This window comes from Enterobacter cloacae complex sp. I2 (assembly GCF_014896205.1).
GTDB classification, from domain to species: Bacteria; Pseudomonadota; Gammaproteobacteria; order Enterobacterales; family Enterobacteriaceae; genus Enterobacter; species Enterobacter quasihormaechei.
Genome location: NZ_JADBRA010000007.1, coordinates 176,717 through 192,368, shown reverse-complemented (window position 1 = coordinate 192,368; position 15,652 = coordinate 176,717). Strand labels below are relative to the sequence as shown.

Here is a 15,652-nt window from a genome sequence, read left to right as displayed (position 1 = left end):
GGGTATACTCGGGCGCACCAGGTTTACACCCTGGTGCGCCCTGCGCTTCGAGTTTTGTGGAGAGTCATTTTGCGTGTCAGCCGTTCCTTAACGATCAAACAGATGGCGATGGTGTCTGCCGTCACAATGCTGTTTGTCTTCATCTTCTGCGTCATTTTGCTGTTTCATTCCGTACAGCAGAACCGCTATAACACGGCTTCGCAACTGGAAAGTATTGCCCGCTCGGTGCGGGAACCTCTGTCGGCCTCGATCCTGAAAGGGGATATCCCCGAGGCGGAATCCATTCTGAAGCGCATCCAGCCTGCCGGTATCGTGAGCCGCGCCGACGTCGTGCTGCCCAACCAGTTTCAGGCGCTGCGGATGAGCTTTATCCCGGAGCGTCCCGTCCCGATGATGGTGATGCGCCTGTTTGAACTGCCGGTGCAGATTTCGCTGCCTCTCTATTCCCTGGAAAGACCGGCTAACCCACAGCCGTTGGCTTATCTGGTGCTACAGGCGGACTCATACCGCATGTATAAATTCGTCATGAGCTGGGTTGCTACGTTGGTAACCACTTACTTACTCTTGACCTTAATGTTGAGCGTGGCGCTGACGTGGTGCATCAACCGGTTAATTGTGCATCCGTTGCGCCGCATCGCGCGGGAGCTGAACGACCTCTCTCCGCAGGAGCACATGGGGCATCAGCTACCCTTGCCGCGCCTGCATCACGACGATGAAATCGGCATGCTGGTCCGGAGTTACAATATCAACCAGCAGCGTGTTCTGCGTCAGCAGGAAGAGCTCAGTAACAATGCCACCCGTTTTCCGGTTTCCGATCTGCCAAACAAAGCGTTTTTAATGGCCCTGCTGGAGCAGACCGTCGCCCGCCAGCAGCCCACCGCGCTGATGGTGATCGCCTGCGAAACCTTGCAGGACACGACGGGCGTGCTGAAAGAGAGCCAGCGCGAGATGCTGCTCCTGACGCTGGTGGAAAAGGTGAAATCTGTTCTGGCGCCGCGCATGGTGCTCACCCAGGTCAGCGGCTATGACCTGGTGGTGATCGCGCACGGCGTAAAAGAGCCGTGGCAGGCCATTACGCTAGGTCAGCAAGTGCTCACTGTCATTAATGAACGGCTGCCCATTCAGGGTATCCAGCTTCGTCCGAGCGCGAGCATCGGGATTGCGATGTACTACGGTGGCCTGACCGCCGAGCAGCTTTACCGACGTGCTTTCTCGGCAGCGTTCACCGCGCGCCGGAAAGGGAAAAACCAGATCCAGTTCTTTGACCCGGAGCAGATGGAAAAAGCCCAGCAGCGCCTGACGGAAGAGAGTGACATTCTGACGGCGATGGACAATCGCCAGTTTGCGCTCTGGCTACAGCCGCAGGTGAATTTGCGCACGGGCGAAGTGACCAGCGCCGAAGCGTTGCTGCGCATGCAGCAGCCGGACGGCACGTGGGAGCTGCCTGAGGGGATGATCGAACGTATTGAGTCCTGCGGCCTGATGGTCACCGTGGGGTACTGGGTGCTGGAAGAGTCGTGCCGCCAGCTTGCGGCCTGGCAGCAGCGGGGCATTACGCTGCCGCTGTCGGTGAATCTCTCTGCGCTACAGCTGATGCACCCGACCATGGTGCCGGAGACGCTTGCGCTGATCCACCGCTACCGCATCCAGCCCGACACGCTGATACTGGAAGTCACCGAGAGCCGTTGTATCGACAATCCTGACGACGCTGTCGCCATTCTGAAACCGCTGCGTAACGCCGGGGTCCGCATTGCGCTGGACGATTTTGGCATGGGGTATTCCGGCCTGCGCCAGCTTCATCACATGAAAACCCTGCCGGTGGACGTCCTGAAAATCGACAAAACCTTTGTTGAGGGACTGCCGGAGGATTGCAGTATGGTACAGGCCATTATTCAGATGGCGCACAGCCTGAATCTGCACGTGATTGCCGAGGGAATTGAAAACGACGCCCAGCGCGAGTGGCTGGCTGCGGCAGGCGTGGAGAGCGGTCAGGGCTTCCTTTTTGATCGTGCCGTGCCGTCGGATATTTTTGAGCAACGCTATCTCGCCGCTGCTGGCAATAACGCAAAAGTGTAATTTTGTTGCTGGCTTGTGCGAGCCAGCTCAAAGTTCTTAACATTTGTGTTTCAAATTTGAACCTCGTTTATTTCTGTCCTGTTATGTGGGTGTTATTTTAAAGCCGCAGGTTAACCATAACCTTACAAAGCCTGTAGTTTTTCTTCCCAGGGACACCCTATGAAAACCTCACTCTTCAAAAGTCTTTACTTCCAGGTCCTGACAGCCATCGCCATCGGTATTCTGCTTGGTCACTACTACCCGGAACTGGGCGCGCAAATGAAACCGCTTGGCGACGCGTTCGTTAAGCTCATCAAAATGATCATCGCGCCGGTCATCTTCTGTACCGTGGTGACCGGTATCGCCGGCATGGAAAGCATGAAGGCGGTCGGCCGTACGGGGGCAGTTGCCCTGCTGTACTTTGAGATTGTCAGTACCATCGCGCTGATTATCGGCCTGATTATCGTCAACGTGGTGCAGCCTGGCGCGGGCATGAACGTTGATCCGGCCACGCTGGATGCGAAAGCGGTGGCGGTTTACGCTGAACAGGCGAAAGATCAGGGGATTGTGGCCTTCCTGCTGGACGTGATCCCGAGCAGCGTAATTGGCGCGTTCGCCAGCGGTAACATCCTTCAGGTACTGCTGTTTGCCGTGCTGTTTGGCTTTGCCCTGCACCGTCTGGGCAGCAAAGGCCAGCTGATTTTCAACGTCATTGAAAGCTTCTCGCAGGTTATCTTCGGCATCATCAACATGATCATGCGTCTGGCCCCGATTGGTGCCTTCGGCGCGATGGCGTTTACCATCGGTAAATACGGCGTCGGCACGCTGGTACAGCTCGGCCAGCTGATTATCTGCTTCTACATCACCTGTATTCTGTTTGTGGTGGTGGTGCTCGGCTCCATCGCCCGTGCGACCGGCTTCAGCATCTTCAAATTTATCCGTTACATTCGTGAAGAGCTGCTGATCGTGCTCGGCACGTCCTCTTCTGAATCCGCGCTGCCGCGCATGCTCGATAAAATGGAAAAGCTGGGCTGCCGTAAGTCCGTGGTGGGGCTCGTTATTCCGACGGGCTACTCCTTTAACCTCGACGGCACCTCGATATACCTGACGATGGCGGCGGTCTTTATTGCCCAGGCCACCAACAGCCACATGGATATCTTCCATCAGATTACGCTGCTGGTGGTGCTCCTGCTCTCCTCAAAAGGGGCGGCGGGCGTCACGGGCAGCGGATTTATCGTGCTGGCGGCGACCATTTCAGCGGTTGGTCATCTGCCGGTGGCGGGCCTGGCCCTGATCCTCGGTATCGACCGCTTTATGTCTGAAGCCCGCGCGTTAACCAACCTGATCGGCAATGGCGTGGCGACGGTCGTTGTAGCGAAGTGGGTGAAAGAGCTGGACCACAAGAAACTTAACGATACGCTGAATAACCGCCCATCTGAGGACAAAACCCCCGGTTTATCCTCTTAATCCCTCATAAATGCCCGTATTCCCTTGTGGGGATGCGGGCACCTGCGCATAATAACCGCTCATACCTGTCATAATTCGACAAGATTTTTTTGAGGTATATTTCACTTCCGCCCGTGACGTTTAGCCGAACACGCTGTCTAATCGGAAGGTTTTCATCGTCATCTTTGAGTGCTCACGTCGCGAGACACTCTCTTTAACCAGGAATGTTGATCAGGGGTTCACATGCAGGGCACAAAAATTCGACTCTTAACCGGCGGTTTGCTGATGATGGCAGCAGCCAGTTATGTGCAGGCAGATGCGCTCCAGCCAGACCCGGCCTGGCAACAGGGAACACTGGCGAACGGTTTCCAGTGGCAGGTATTATCCACTCCGCAACGTCCGAGCGATCGCATTGAAATTCGTCTGGCTGTGAATACCGGCTCCCTCACAGAAAGCACCCAGCAGACCGGCTTAAGCCATTTTATTCCTCGACTGGCGCTCACCCAGAGCGGCAGTTTGCAGGCGGTTCAGGTGCGTTCTTTATGGCAACAGGCCATCGATCCAAAACGCCCGCTTCCCCCGGCTGTGGTCTCCTATGACTACACCATGTTTAACCTGAGCCTGCCCAACAACCGTAACGATCTGCTTAAAGAAGCGCTTACCTATCTTTCCGATGCGACCGGCAAACTGGCGATTACGCCGGAGACCGTAAACTATGCGTTGAGCAACAGCGACATGGTGGCGACCTGGCCGACGGATACCAAAGAAGGCTGGTGGCGCTACCGCCTGAAAGGGTCAACGCTGCTTGGTCATGACCCGGCAGAGCCGCTGAAACAGCCGGTTGACGCACAGCAGGTGAAATCTTTCTATCAGCAGTGGTACACCCCGGACGCCATGACCCTCATTGTGGTGGGCAACGTGGACAGCCGTGCGGTGATAGAGCAAATCAACAAAGCCTTTGGCGATCTGAAAGGGAAGCGTGAAACGCCAGCCCCGGTTCCTACGCTTTCTCCGCTGCGTCCTGAGACGGTCAGCATCATGACGGATACCGTGCGTCAGGATCGTCTTTCAATGATGTGGGATACCGCCTGGCAGCCGATTCGCGAGTCTTCTGCGCTGTTGCGTTACTGGCGTGCGGATCTCGCGCGTGAAGCGCTGTTCTGGCACGTTCAGCAGACGCTCAGCAAGAACAACGTGAAAGACATTGGCCTGGGCTTTGACTGCCGCGTGCTGTTCCAGCGCGCGCAGTGCGCCATTAACGTGGAATCGCCCAGCGATAAGCTGAACGCGAATCTCGGCGTGGTGGCAAAAGAGCTGGCTAAAGTGCGCAAAGAGGGCCTGTCTGAAGAGGAGTTTAACGCGCTGGTCGCGCAGAAATCCCTCGAATTGCAGAAACTGTTCGCCACCTATGCCCGCGCCGATACCGATATCTTAATCAGCCAGCGCATTCGTTCCTTGCAGAATCAGGTCGTGGACATTGCGCCGGAGCAGTATCAGAAGCTGCGTCAGGATTTCCTGAACGGCCTGACCGTGGAGATGCTGAATCAGGATCTGCGTCAGCAGCTGTCGCAGGATATGGCGTTGATTCTGTTGCAGCCGAAAGGTGAGCCGGAATATGACATGAAAGAGTTGAAGGCCACCTGGAACGCCATCATGGCGACGGCACCGCAGCCAGTACAGGCGGCGGCCGATGATTTGCATCAGGATGCGAGCGATATTCCTCAGGGTCAGTAAGACCCTGAGTTCCCTCTCTCTGTGAGAGAGGGTTAGGGTGAGGGCATCAGCCCGCACCGTTCTTAAGCAGGCATCGCCTCGCGCGGAATAATCGCTCCGCGATACTGAATCACCGTGCTGGCCGTCAGGTGACCGCGCTGCGCTGCCGCTTCCGGTGTACCGCCGGTCAGACGTACCGCCAGATAGCCCGCGCTGAAAGAATCGCCCGCCGCAGTGGTATCAATCACTTTCTCTTTCGCCAGCTTCACCGCCGGAACCTCTGTCACGGCTTCACCCGTCACCGCCACCAGGCACGACTCCGCCCCGCGCTTAATCACCACTTCACTGACCCCAGCAGCCTGCGTCCGGGCGATAACCTCATCAACCGGTTTTTCACCCCACAGGGCATCTTCATCATCCAGCGTCAGGAAGGCGATATCGGTGCATTCCAGCATCTGCTGGTACACCTGCTGCGTCTCTTCACGGCTGGCCCAGAGGCGCGGACGGTAGTTGTTATCGAAAATCACTTTGCCGCCGTTGGCGCGGCATTCGCGCAGCAGTGACAGCAGCTTTTCACGGCTCTGCTGGCTCAGGATCGCCAGGCTAATCCCGCTCAGGTAGAGGTAATCAAAGGTCGCCAGCTCTTCACAAATCGCGGCGGCGGCATCGCTTTCCAGCCAGAATTTGGCAGCCGCTTCATTACGCCAGTAGTAGAAGGTGCGCTCGCCGGTGCTGTCGGTTTCGATGTAGTACAGACCCGGCAGGCGGTTTTCCATCCGCTGGATCAGCGACGTCCCAACATTTTCACCCTGCCAGGCTTCCAGCATCTGCTGGCTGAAGCTGTCCGTGCCGAGCGCAGTAACGTAATCCACGCTCAGCGCGTTGGGGGCGACCTGACGGGCAATGTAAACGGAGGTGTTCAATGTATCGCCGCCAAAACCGCGGCTCACTTCCGCGCCTTTCTGGGACAGCTCAATCATGCATTCGCCAATCACGGCAATTTTCTTAGACATAGTCGTGAACCTGAACAGAGTAATTAAAGGTAGTGTGCGCTGTGTGTTTTTTACGGTCAACCATATTAAAACGACGTTCCATTATTTTTTTTGAGCCAGCGCGTGTTCCGGCATATTTCTGTCATCTTAATTTCATTTTCCCGGTGAATTGAACATAAAGTTCTCACCTGGCGGGCCGATAACTCAGTGACGAGTCCAGAAAGGCTATCCCATACAACAGGACATCCGAAATGAAGTCAGAGCAGGTTATCCAGCGGCTGAGCACTACGCCTGAGGCAAGTATTGAGAACTTGCAGGAGCATCGCTACTGGCTGCAATGCGAGCGAGCGTATACCTATCAGCCCATCTACCGTACCGACGGTCGGTTAATGGCGATTGAGGTATTAACGATCGTCACTCATCCGTCGAATCCTTCACAGCGTATTGCGCCGGACCGCTATTTTGCGGAGGTTGCCGTGCGTCAGCGCATCGACGTGCTGGAAGAGCAGCTGAGAATGCTGGCGACGAAGCAGGCCTTCTTCGAGCAGCACGGTATTCTGGCGTCGGTGAACGTGGATGGCCCAACTCTGATGGCGTTACGTCAGAATGCGACGTTGCAGGCGCTGATTGCCACCCTGCCGTGGATGCGCTTCGAACTGGTGGAGCACGTGCGTCTGCCGCAGGACTCGTCGTTTGCCTCGATGTGTGAATTTGGCCCGCTGTGGCTGGATGACTTCGGTACCGGCATGGCGAACTTCTCCGCCCTGAGTGAAGTGCGTTATGACTACATCAAAGTGGCCCGCGATCTGTTTATTATGCTGCGCCAGACGTCGGAGGGACGGAACCTGTTTACTATGCTCCTGCAACTGATGAACCGCTATTGTCAGGGCGTCATTGTGGAAGGCGTGGAAACGCTGGAAGAGTGGCGCGACGTGCAAAATTCCCCGGCAGCCGCGGCACAGGGTTATTTCCTCTCTCGTCCTGTCCCTATGGATACCCTGGAAAAGGTGATAACCACGCTCTGATATGCCCGCTTCCCTTTGTCTGAACTATAGTTTTATAGGCAAGTTCATCAGGAAAGGGGACAACAATGACAAAAACAACCAGGGTGATTTCCTGGACAGCAGGGATTTTCGTGTTGCTGATCGTGGTCTTAATCATCATTATCGCCACGTTTGACTGGAACCGCCTCAAACCGACCATCAACCAGAAAGTCTCAGCCGAGCTAAACCGCCCCTTCGCAATACGTGGCGATTTGGGCGTCGTGTGGGAGCGCCAGAAAGAGGAAACCGGCTGGCGAAGCTGGGTGCCCTGGCCGCACGTCCATGCCGACGACATTATGCTTGGCAACCCGCCCGATATCCCCGAAGTGACCATGATCCACCTGCCGCGCGTGGAAGCCACGCTGGCGCCGTTAGCCCTGTTAACGAAAACGGTCTATCTACCGTGGATCAAACTTCAGCAGCCCGACGCGCGGCTGATTCGCCTGTCTGAGAAAAACAACAACTGGACGTTCGATCTCGCCGGCAGCGACGATAAAGATCCGAATGCGCAGCCCTCTTCGTGGTCTTTCCGCCTCGACAATATTCTGTTCGATCGCGGGCGGATCGCCATTGACGATAAGGTGAGTAAGGCCGACGTGGAGATCCTCGTCGATCCGCTGGGCAAGCCGCTGCCGTTTAGCGAAGTGACGGGCAGTAAAGCCAAAGGCGATGACAGCAAAGCGGGCGATTACGTCTTCGGCCTGACGGCGAAGGGGCGCTACAACGGCCAGCCGCTCACCGGCAAAGGCAAAATCGGCGGCATGCTGGCGCTCAGGAGCGAGGGCACGCCATTCCCGGTGCAGGCGGATTTCCGCTCGGGCAATACCCGCGTGGCGTTCGTGGGCACGGTTAACGACCCGATGAACATGGGCGGCGTCGACCTCCAGCTTAAGTTTGCCGGCGATTCGCTGGGTGAACTGTACGATCTCACCGGCGTGCTGCTGCCGGATACCCCGCCGTTCGAAACGGACGGGCGCCTGGTCGCAAAAATCGACGCTGAAAAATCGTCCGTTTTTGACTACCGTGGGTTCAACGGGCGCATCGGCGACAGCGATATTCACGGTACGCTGACCTACACCACCGGAAAACCACGCCCGAAACTGGAGGGTGACGTTGAATCCCGCCAGCTGCGTCTGGCCGATCTCGGGCCGCTGATTGGCGTAGATTCGGGTAAAGGCACGAAGTCAAAAGAGGTCAAAAAGGACGTCCAGCCTGCGGGCAAAGTACTGCCCTATGACCGCTTCGAAACCGACAAGTGGGACGTGATGGATGCGGACGTGCGCTTCAAAGGACGTAAAATTGAGCATGGCAGCACGCTGCCGTTGAGCAATCTCTCAACCCATATCATCCTGAAAAACGCCGACCTGCGCCTGCAACCGCTGAAGTTTGGCATGGCGGGCGGAACCATTTCATCGAATATCCACCTGGAGGGGGATAAAAAGCCGATGCAGGGACGGGCGGAGATCCAGGCGCGCCGGCTGAAGCTGAAAGAGCTGATGCCGGACGTGGAGCTGATGCAGAAGACCCTCGGTGAGATGAACGGCGACGCGGACATTCGCGGCACGGGCAACTCCGTGGCGGCGCTGCTGGGCAGCGGAAACGGCAACCTGAAGCTGCTGATGAACGACGGTCTGGTGAGCCGTAACCTGATGGAGATCCTGGGGCTGAACGTCGGGAACTTTATCATCGGGCAAATCTTCGGTGACGACGAAGTGCGCGTGAACTGCGCGGCGGCAAACGTGGATCTGGTCAACGGCGTGGCGCGTCCGCAGATTTTCGCCTTCGACACGGAAAACGCGGTTATCAACATCACCGGCACCGCCAGCATGGCGTCCGAGCAGCTGGATTTAACCATCGATCCGGAAAGTAAAGGTATTCGTATCATTACCCTGCGTTCGCCGCTCTACGTGCGCGGGACCTTCAAAGAGCCGCAGGCGGGCGTGAAGGCCGGGCCGCTGATTGCGCGCGGTGCAGTTGCCGCCGCACTCGCCACGCTGGTCACCCCTGCGGCGGCGCTGCTGGCGTTGATTTCGCCGTCAGAAGGCGAAGCGAATCAGTGTCGGACGATTTTGTCGCAGATGAAGAAGTAAGGTGTGGCCCGTTCTTGCCGGGTGGCGCTGCGCTTACCCGGCCTGCATGTGAATCGTAGGCCGGGTAAGGCGTAGCCGCCACCCGGCATCATATTACAGTGACTGATGTTTAGTTTCGTGCGTCAGCAGCAGCGCAATCAGCGTCAGCGCTGCCATTGCCGCCAGATAGACGCCCACATAGAACAGGCCATAGTTTGCCTGAAGCCAGGTGGCGATATACGGGGCGACCGAGGCGCCCAGAATAGACGAAACGTTATAGGAGAACGACGCGCCGGTATAACGCACTTCAGTCGGGAACAGCTCCGGCAGCAGCGCGCCCATCGGGCCAAAGGTTAGTCCCATCAGGCTCAGGCCAATCAGCAGATACGCCATCACCAGCGCAGGGCTACCTGAACCCAGCAGCGGCGGGAAGACAAACAGCGCGAACAGGATGATCAGCGAGGTGATGACGATCATGCTTGAACGACGGCCAAATTTATCCGCCAGCAGGCCCGCGATGGGCACCATCACGCCAAATCCAATAACCGCCATCATCAGCATCCACAGCACTTCGTTACGCGGCAGGCCCAGCCCGACCGGTACGGCGGCGGTGCTGTAGGTCATGGAGTAAACGGTCATGATGTAGAACAGCGTATAGGTCGCCAGCATAATGAACGTGCCCAGCACGGTTACGCGGAGGTGTTTGGTCAGCAGCGTGCCCAGCGGAACTTTAACCTGTTTTTTCGCCGCGGCGACTTTCGCGAAGACCGGCGTTTCGTGCAGGGACACGCGCACGTACAGGCCAATCAGCACCAGCACGGCTGAGAAGACGAACGGAATACGCCAGCCCCAGCTCATGAACTGTTCATCGGTCAGCAGCCAGGAGAGGAGCAGGAAGGTGCCGTTAGCGAAGAAGAATCCAATCGGTGCGCCCAGCTGCGGGAAAGAGCCATACAGGGCACGCTTGCGCGCCGGGGCGTTTTCGGTCGCCAGCAGCGCCGCGCCGCCCCATTCCCCGCCCAGGCCTAAACCCTGACCAAAGCGCGCCAGCGCCAGCAGCACGGGCGCCAGAATGCCGATAGTTTCATAGGTCGGCAGCAGGCCGATGGCAACCGTAGAGATCCCCATGGTCAGCAGCGAGGCAACCAGCGTCACTTTACGGCCAACGCGATCGCCAAAATGCCCAAAGACCGCTGAACCAATCGGACGCGCAACGAAGGCGATAGCAAAGGTGGCTAAAGACTGTAGCGTGGCTGCCGTCGGGTCGCCCTGTGGGAAGAAAATATGCGGAAAGACAATGACCGCAGCGGTGGCATAAATGTAAAAGTCGAAGAACTCAATGGCGGTGCCAATCAGCGATGCGACGACGACTTTATTGCGGGAGTTGACCGGAACGTGTTCCGCCCCTTCGTTAAGTGTGGTGGCTGTTGCTTGCATAATATTTTCTTATTTTTGGACGAACGAAGGGCCATATTAGGCACAGCAAAAGCGACATTTCAATCTGTAACAAAGGCGTGGCGTGGTCATAAAAGCAACAAAAAGCGGATAATTTTCAGGCCAGCGAAAACACTTCCATGAAATGCTTCACACATTTTAAATATCAGTCATTAAAACTGGTTTTGAGTTAAATAAAAGTTACGGTCTGGATTTATATGCTGAAATGATGAATCGGGCTGAAATATCAGCCCGACAGAACATCAGTGGTGGGTTTTTCCCGGCATGCGCGGGTCGTCTTTATACTCTGCGGTGGCGATCCACGCGGCGCAGAACAGCGTCAGGCGCGCGAAGAAATAGAAGAAGGCCATCAGCCCCAGCACTGAACCAAAGGCCGCGCCGGAGGGAGACTTGACCAGCGACGGCAGCGTATAGGTCATCACAATTTTGATCACCTCAAAACCAATAGCGGCAATTAACGTCCCACGGATCAGCGCCTTTTTGCGCGGGCGATGGCGGGGCAAACGCCAAAAGATCCAGAAGAACAGCAGGTAGTTAGCAAAGATGGAGATGGCAAGCCCTATACCGCGCCAGGCTGGCTTCAGCCATTCAATGTAATCCAGATACAGCGCGGAGATAATCATCTGCTGCGCGGAACCGGCGACCGAGGTGATAGAGAGCGTGATGACCAGCGCCACCAGCAGCCCAATCAGCGAAATAAAGTCGCGCAGATACTTCACCCATATCTTCTCCTGGTCCTGCGGGGTACGCTCCCAGACGTCACGCGACTGGGCGCGAATGGCCTCACGCAGGTTGCCCATCCAGTTCACCCCGGAGTAGAGCGCAATCAGCAACCCTACGATACCCACGGTGGTACGCTGCTGCACGGCGGTATTGATGGTGCTTTTAAGCGTCGTGGCGAGCGTCTGGTCGCTAACGTTGTTCAGGATCTTATTGAAGATGTCCTGCAATAGCGTCGGGTGAGACGCCAGCACAAAACCGGCGGCGGCAAACGACACCATCAGGATGGGGATCATCGACAGGAAAGAGAAGTAGGTGATCGCCGCGCCGAACTGATTTCCCATGCGGTCATTGAAGCGCTCAGCGGCGCGTATCAGATGGGCAATCGCGGGTATCTGCTGAATTTTTTCAGCTATACCGGTTACGGTGCCCAGCGCTTTGCTGGCCGTTCCAGGCTCTTTCGGCGCTTCAGGTTCGTTATCCATCTTTTTGATGGGTTCATAATCTAAATGTTGAGTCGGTCGTTGCGGGTTATTTTCCGGCGTCACGCGCATTTTCCTTTTCGTTGAGCTGGATGTTACTGAATTATAGCTTGCGACTAGTCCACGTAACTTTTTGTGAGTTCGGTAAGCCACGCCATAAACACATGCACCCGGCGGGAGAGGTTACGGCGGTGGGGATAAATGAGGGAGACGGGCATCGGTTCAGCCCGGTATTGCGGCAGGATCTCCACGAGTTTTTTCGTGCGCAGGGCATCACGCACCCCGACGCGCGGGACCTGAATAATGCCAAGCCCGGCGATACAGGCGGCCTGGTAGGTTTCCGTGCTGTTGACCGTTAGTACGCCTCCCGTTTTCACCCATTGGGTTGCGCTGCCGTTGAAATACTCAAAACCCAGCGGGCGGGTGCCCAGCGTGGCGGAGTAGTGAATGAGGGCGTGTGAGGCCAAATCGTCCAGCGTCTCAGGGTAGCCGAATCGCGTCAGATAGTCCGGGCTGGCGCAGTTAATCACCGAAAGCTTCCCAAGCGGACGGGCGATAAGCCCGGAATCCTTCAGGTTACCCACGCGCACCACGCAGTCAAATCCTTCGCGGATGACGTCCACCAGGCGGTCGCTGCTGCTCAGCTCCAGCTCAATGCCGGGGTACTGCTGTAAAAAGGCAGGCAGTTTTGGGATGACCACATTTCGCGCAATGGCAACGGGCATATCCACGCGTAGCCGACCGCTGATGGAGGAGGGGTCGTGCAGGAACATGCCGTCCAGCTCGTCCAGATTCATCAGCAGATCTTTTGCACGTTCATAATAAACCATGCCGTCCTGCGTCAGGCTGACGCGGCGGGTAGTGCGGTGCAGCAGCTGCGTACCCAGCGCGTTTTCCAGGGCCTGGATCTGCCGCGATACGCTCCCTTTCGGCAGGCTTAACGTCTCCGCCGCGCGGGAAAAACTCTCCAGTTCCGCGACGCGAAGGAAAAGCTGCATTGCGTGTATTTTATCCATAGATGTTAGTCATTGTTGTTATGAATGAAACAGTGAAGCGTTAGCAGGAGTATTTATTGATTTTCTACCATCTAATAAGCTCTTTCTCAATCTTCATCACAGACGAAACGAGGTGAATTATGCGTGAACGTATTGCATTAGTGACCGGCGGTAGCCGCGGCCTGGGTAAAAACGCCGTTCTGAAGCTGGCTGCGGAAGGGACAGGCATCATCCTGACCTGGAACAGCAGCCAGCAGGAGGCGCATGACGTTGTGCGCGAAATAGAGGTAAAAGGCGGAAAAGCGGCCGCATTGCAGCTTAACGTCGGCGATACGGCAAGTTTTCCGCGTTTTGCTCAACAGGTGAAGGACACCCTTCAGCACGTCTGGCAACGTGACACCTTTGACTATTTAGTGAACAACGCCGGCACAGGCTTATACGCCCCCTATACCGAGACGACGGAGGCGCAGTTTGACGATGCGGTGAACATTCATTTCAAAGGCCCGTTTTTCCTCACGCAGCAGCTGCTGCCGTTAATAAAAGACGGAGGACGGATCCTGAACGTCTCCAGCGGACTGGCCCGTTTTACTCAGCCAGGCTCAGGCACCTACGCTGCCATGAAAGGGGCGATGGAAGTGCTGACCCGCTATCAGGCAAAAGAGCTGGGCGCGCGCGGTATTTCCGTCAATATCATCGCGCCCGGCGCCATTGAAACCGACTTTGGTGGCGGACGCGTGCGGGATAATGCGGAGCTTAACCAGCTGCTGGCGTCGCAAACTGCGCTGGGACGCGTGGGCCTGCCCGATGATATTGGTGACGCCATTGCGGCCCTGCTCAGCGACAAACTGGGCTGGATGAATGCGCAACGTATTGAAGTCTCAGGCGGTATGTTCCTGTAATGTTCGGTCTTAAGGGGAGGGAACCCTCTTAAGGAAATCCTTAATTCAGGTATGTCTAAATGCGGGAAAATATAAAGAGAGCCGGATGAATTGTAACCTCTCCGTTCATTGAGTTTTTTCTTAAAAAATGCCTCTGTAGAATCCCCCTTCGCTATTCTCAGAGGAGTAAAACGATGCGAGTAATCATGTTTGACAGGCAGTCACTATTTATTCATGGAGCGATGTGCAGTTTGCAGAAGTTAATTCCGGAATTAGATTTGACAGGGACTCGTCAGACTGATGAATTATGGGCGCAATTATCCGCGTCACCCTGCGCTATCGTCATGATAGATGGATATTTAATTCATGATAATGGCGTGGCTTTACTGGAAGAGATTACGGAACGTTTTCCAGCGGCGCGCGTGGTGTTGGTATTAATGAAAAAAGAGCATCGCTGGGTTGAGCAAATGCTACAGCGCAACGTGGTGGCGATAATCCCCCGCAATGCAAATCCCGAACGCTTTTCCGCAGTGCTGGATTCGGTATCGCGAGGAATGGTCTGTTTTCCCGGCGAGTGGCTGAAGCAGCACTCCTCTCATGATGAGCTGTCATTGTTAAGCGAGCGCCAGCGTGAGGTGTTGAAGTTACTGGCGGCCGGAGAGTCGAATAAAGAGATTGGGCGTAATCTCAACATCAGTGCGGCAACGGTAAAAGCGCATCTTGAGACGCTTTTCCGCCGTCTTGACGTCAAAAACCGGACGCAGGCCGCGATGTACTACACCCGGGCGACGGCCTGAAGGATCCTCTCTGGCAGAGGGGAGTCTTCTCCAAAACTGAAGAGAGTTAATACCAGGGCATCATGCTGCTGTTGGGTTAATGGGCGTCGGTTCGTTTCCCGCAGCAGCGTCTCACATAATTGAATATCATTGAAAAGCAAATACTCCGCCTCAGCCGGCGTAATGAGGCCGTTAAATTTCTCCCACTGGCGAATCACGTGACCGTAACCTATAACCCATATTCCCTTTTCGTCACGGTATTTTTCCAGGGAAAGTCCCTGCTGCTTTTTAATTAATGCGATTGCAGCAGACGTTATCTGCATTGCATAACCCGTCATAAGCGTTTCCTCTTAATGGCGCGACTATAGAGGAAACGACGTCCGGGGAATATCCGCCAAATGGCTGTTGATCAGGTTTTACTGAACGGGTATTCCTTTTTCAATAAACCGAACAGCCAGTCGTTATGCCATTGCCCTGAAAGGAAATAACTCTCGCGCAACTCACCTTCCAGCTGAAAACCTGTTTTTTCCAGCAGCCGCCTTGAGGCGATATTTCCCGCGGTAACGGTGGCGGTGAGCCGACGAATATTGCCCTGAGTCAACGCGAAATCACACACGGCCCGCAGCGATTCAAAGCCATAACCTTTTCCCTGCGCAGAGGGCGCAAAGAGAAAACCGACTTCGGCACAATCTGCTTCCCGGTGTACATAGCCGGTTACGCCCAGCGGCGTCTGGCTGGCCGTATCACGCACCACAAGGCAGAGCCAGTGTGCGCTGCCCGGCGTCCACGGCAACAGACGAGACTCAAAGGCTTCCCGAATATCCGCCTCGCTACGCGCCTCGGCGACAAAACGCATCACGTCAGGATGTTGCTGAAGCGACAGAAAAAAGGGCCAGTCTTGCTCCTGAAGCGGCGAGCAGGTGAGGCGTGCGGTCGTAAAGGCGGGCATTCAGATTCTCCTGAGGCATTGTAAATGATTATAGGGTTGTCACTTTATTTCAACAGAAAGTCAGGTATGTTTAACCTCG

At 55.9% G+C, this 15,652-nt stretch carries 13 protein-coding genes; 7 read left to right on the top strand and 6 right to left on the bottom strand.

Annotated features, from left to right (window positions below; all coding sequences use genetic code 11):
• Positions 1 to 69 precede the first annotated feature (69 nt).
• From hmsP to IM300_RS08365, 3 genes are all read left to right on the top strand, one after another.
• Complete coding sequence (gene hmsP / locus IM300_RS08375) at positions 70 to 2,076, top strand: biofilm formation regulator HmsP (protein WP_064910089.1); 2,007 nt, start codon at positions 70 to 72, stop codon at positions 2,074 to 2,076.
• A gap of 159 nt (positions 2,077 to 2,235) precedes the next feature.
• Positions 2,236 to 3,522 carry a C4-dicarboxylate transporter DctC gene (dctA, locus tag IM300_RS08370; protein WP_063450025.1) on the top strand — a complete coding sequence of 429 codons (1,287 nt, stop codon included), beginning with the start codon at positions 2,236 to 2,238 and terminating at the stop codon, positions 3,520 to 3,522.
• 222 nt (positions 3,523 to 3,744) lie between these two features.
• Positions 3,745 to 5,235, top strand: a complete 1,491-nt coding sequence (locus IM300_RS08365; protein WP_063450024.1) for a pitrilysin family protein — start codon at positions 3,745 to 3,747, stop codon at positions 5,233 to 5,235.
• Positions 5,236 to 5,297: 62 nt separating this feature from the next.
• Here the strand turns inward: IM300_RS08365 and IM300_RS08360 are convergent, their stop codons facing one another.
• Positions 5,298 to 6,227 (bottom strand): sugar kinase, encoded by a 930-nt coding sequence (locus IM300_RS08360; protein ID WP_193036096.1) that lies wholly within the window; start codon positions 6,225 to 6,227, stop codon positions 5,298 to 5,300.
• 230 nt (positions 6,228 to 6,457) lie between these two features.
• Between IM300_RS08360 and pdeH the strand changes: the two genes are divergently transcribed.
• The gene (pdeH, locus tag IM300_RS08355; protein WP_063450022.1) at positions 6,458 to 7,231 is read left to right on the top strand and encodes a cyclic-guanylate-specific phosphodiesterase; all 774 of its coding nucleotides are present in this window, start codon (positions 6,458 to 6,460) and stop codon (positions 7,229 to 7,231) included.
• 65 nt (positions 7,232 to 7,296) lie between these two features.
• Positions 7,297 to 9,339 (top strand): AsmA family protein, encoded by a 2,043-nt coding sequence (locus IM300_RS08350; RefSeq protein WP_063450021.1) that lies wholly within the window; start codon positions 7,297 to 7,299, stop codon positions 9,337 to 9,339.
• Positions 9,340 to 9,432: 93 nt separating this feature from the next.
• On the opposite strand, the gene IM300_RS08345 is transcribed toward IM300_RS08350, so the two are convergent.
• From IM300_RS08345 to IM300_RS08335, 3 genes are all read right to left on the bottom strand, one after another.
• The gene (locus IM300_RS08345) at positions 9,433 to 10,755 is read right to left on the bottom strand and encodes an MFS transporter (RefSeq protein WP_063865340.1); all 1,323 of its coding nucleotides are present in this window, start codon (positions 10,753 to 10,755) and stop codon (positions 9,433 to 9,435) included.
• A 260-nt stretch (positions 10,756 to 11,015) separates the two neighbouring features.
• Positions 11,016 to 12,041, bottom strand: coding sequence for an inner membrane protein YhjD (gene yhjD, locus IM300_RS08340; protein ID WP_063450037.1), 1,026 nt, complete (start codon positions 12,039 to 12,041; stop codon positions 11,016 to 11,018).
• Positions 12,042 to 12,091: 50 nt separating this feature from the next.
• The gene (locus IM300_RS08335) at positions 12,092 to 12,991 is read right to left on the bottom strand and encodes a LysR family transcriptional regulator (protein ID WP_063865341.1); all 900 of its coding nucleotides are present in this window, start codon (positions 12,989 to 12,991) and stop codon (positions 12,092 to 12,094) included.
• 119 nt (positions 12,992 to 13,110) lie between these two features.
• Between IM300_RS08335 and IM300_RS08330 the strand changes: the two genes are divergently transcribed.
• Together IM300_RS08330 and IM300_RS08325 are read left to right on the top strand one after the other, a co-directional pair.
• A complete protein-coding gene (locus tag IM300_RS08330) occupies positions 13,111 to 13,869 on the top strand; it encodes an SDR family NAD(P)-dependent oxidoreductase (RefSeq protein WP_193036094.1) in 759 nt (252 codons plus the stop codon).
• 173 nt (positions 13,870 to 14,042) lie between these two features.
• On the top strand, positions 14,043 to 14,645 hold the full coding sequence (locus tag IM300_RS08325) for a response regulator transcription factor (RefSeq protein ID WP_193036092.1): 603 nt from the start codon (positions 14,043 to 14,045) through the stop codon (positions 14,643 to 14,645).
• Here IM300_RS08325 and IM300_RS08320 read toward each other — a convergent pair.
• On the bottom strand, positions 14,624 to 14,962 hold the full coding sequence (locus tag IM300_RS08320) for a lysozyme (protein ID WP_193036090.1): 339 nt from the start codon (positions 14,960 to 14,962) through the stop codon (positions 14,624 to 14,626). The two genes, IM300_RS08325 and IM300_RS08320, sit on opposite strands and share 22 nt — an antisense overlap.
• Before the next feature lie 71 nt (positions 14,963 to 15,033).
• Positions 15,034 to 15,573 carry a GNAT family N-acetyltransferase gene (locus tag IM300_RS08315; RefSeq protein ID WP_193034058.1) on the bottom strand — a complete coding sequence of 180 codons (540 nt, stop codon included), beginning with the start codon at positions 15,571 to 15,573 and terminating at the stop codon, positions 15,034 to 15,036.
• Between the last annotated feature and the right edge of the window lie 79 nt (positions 15,574 to 15,652).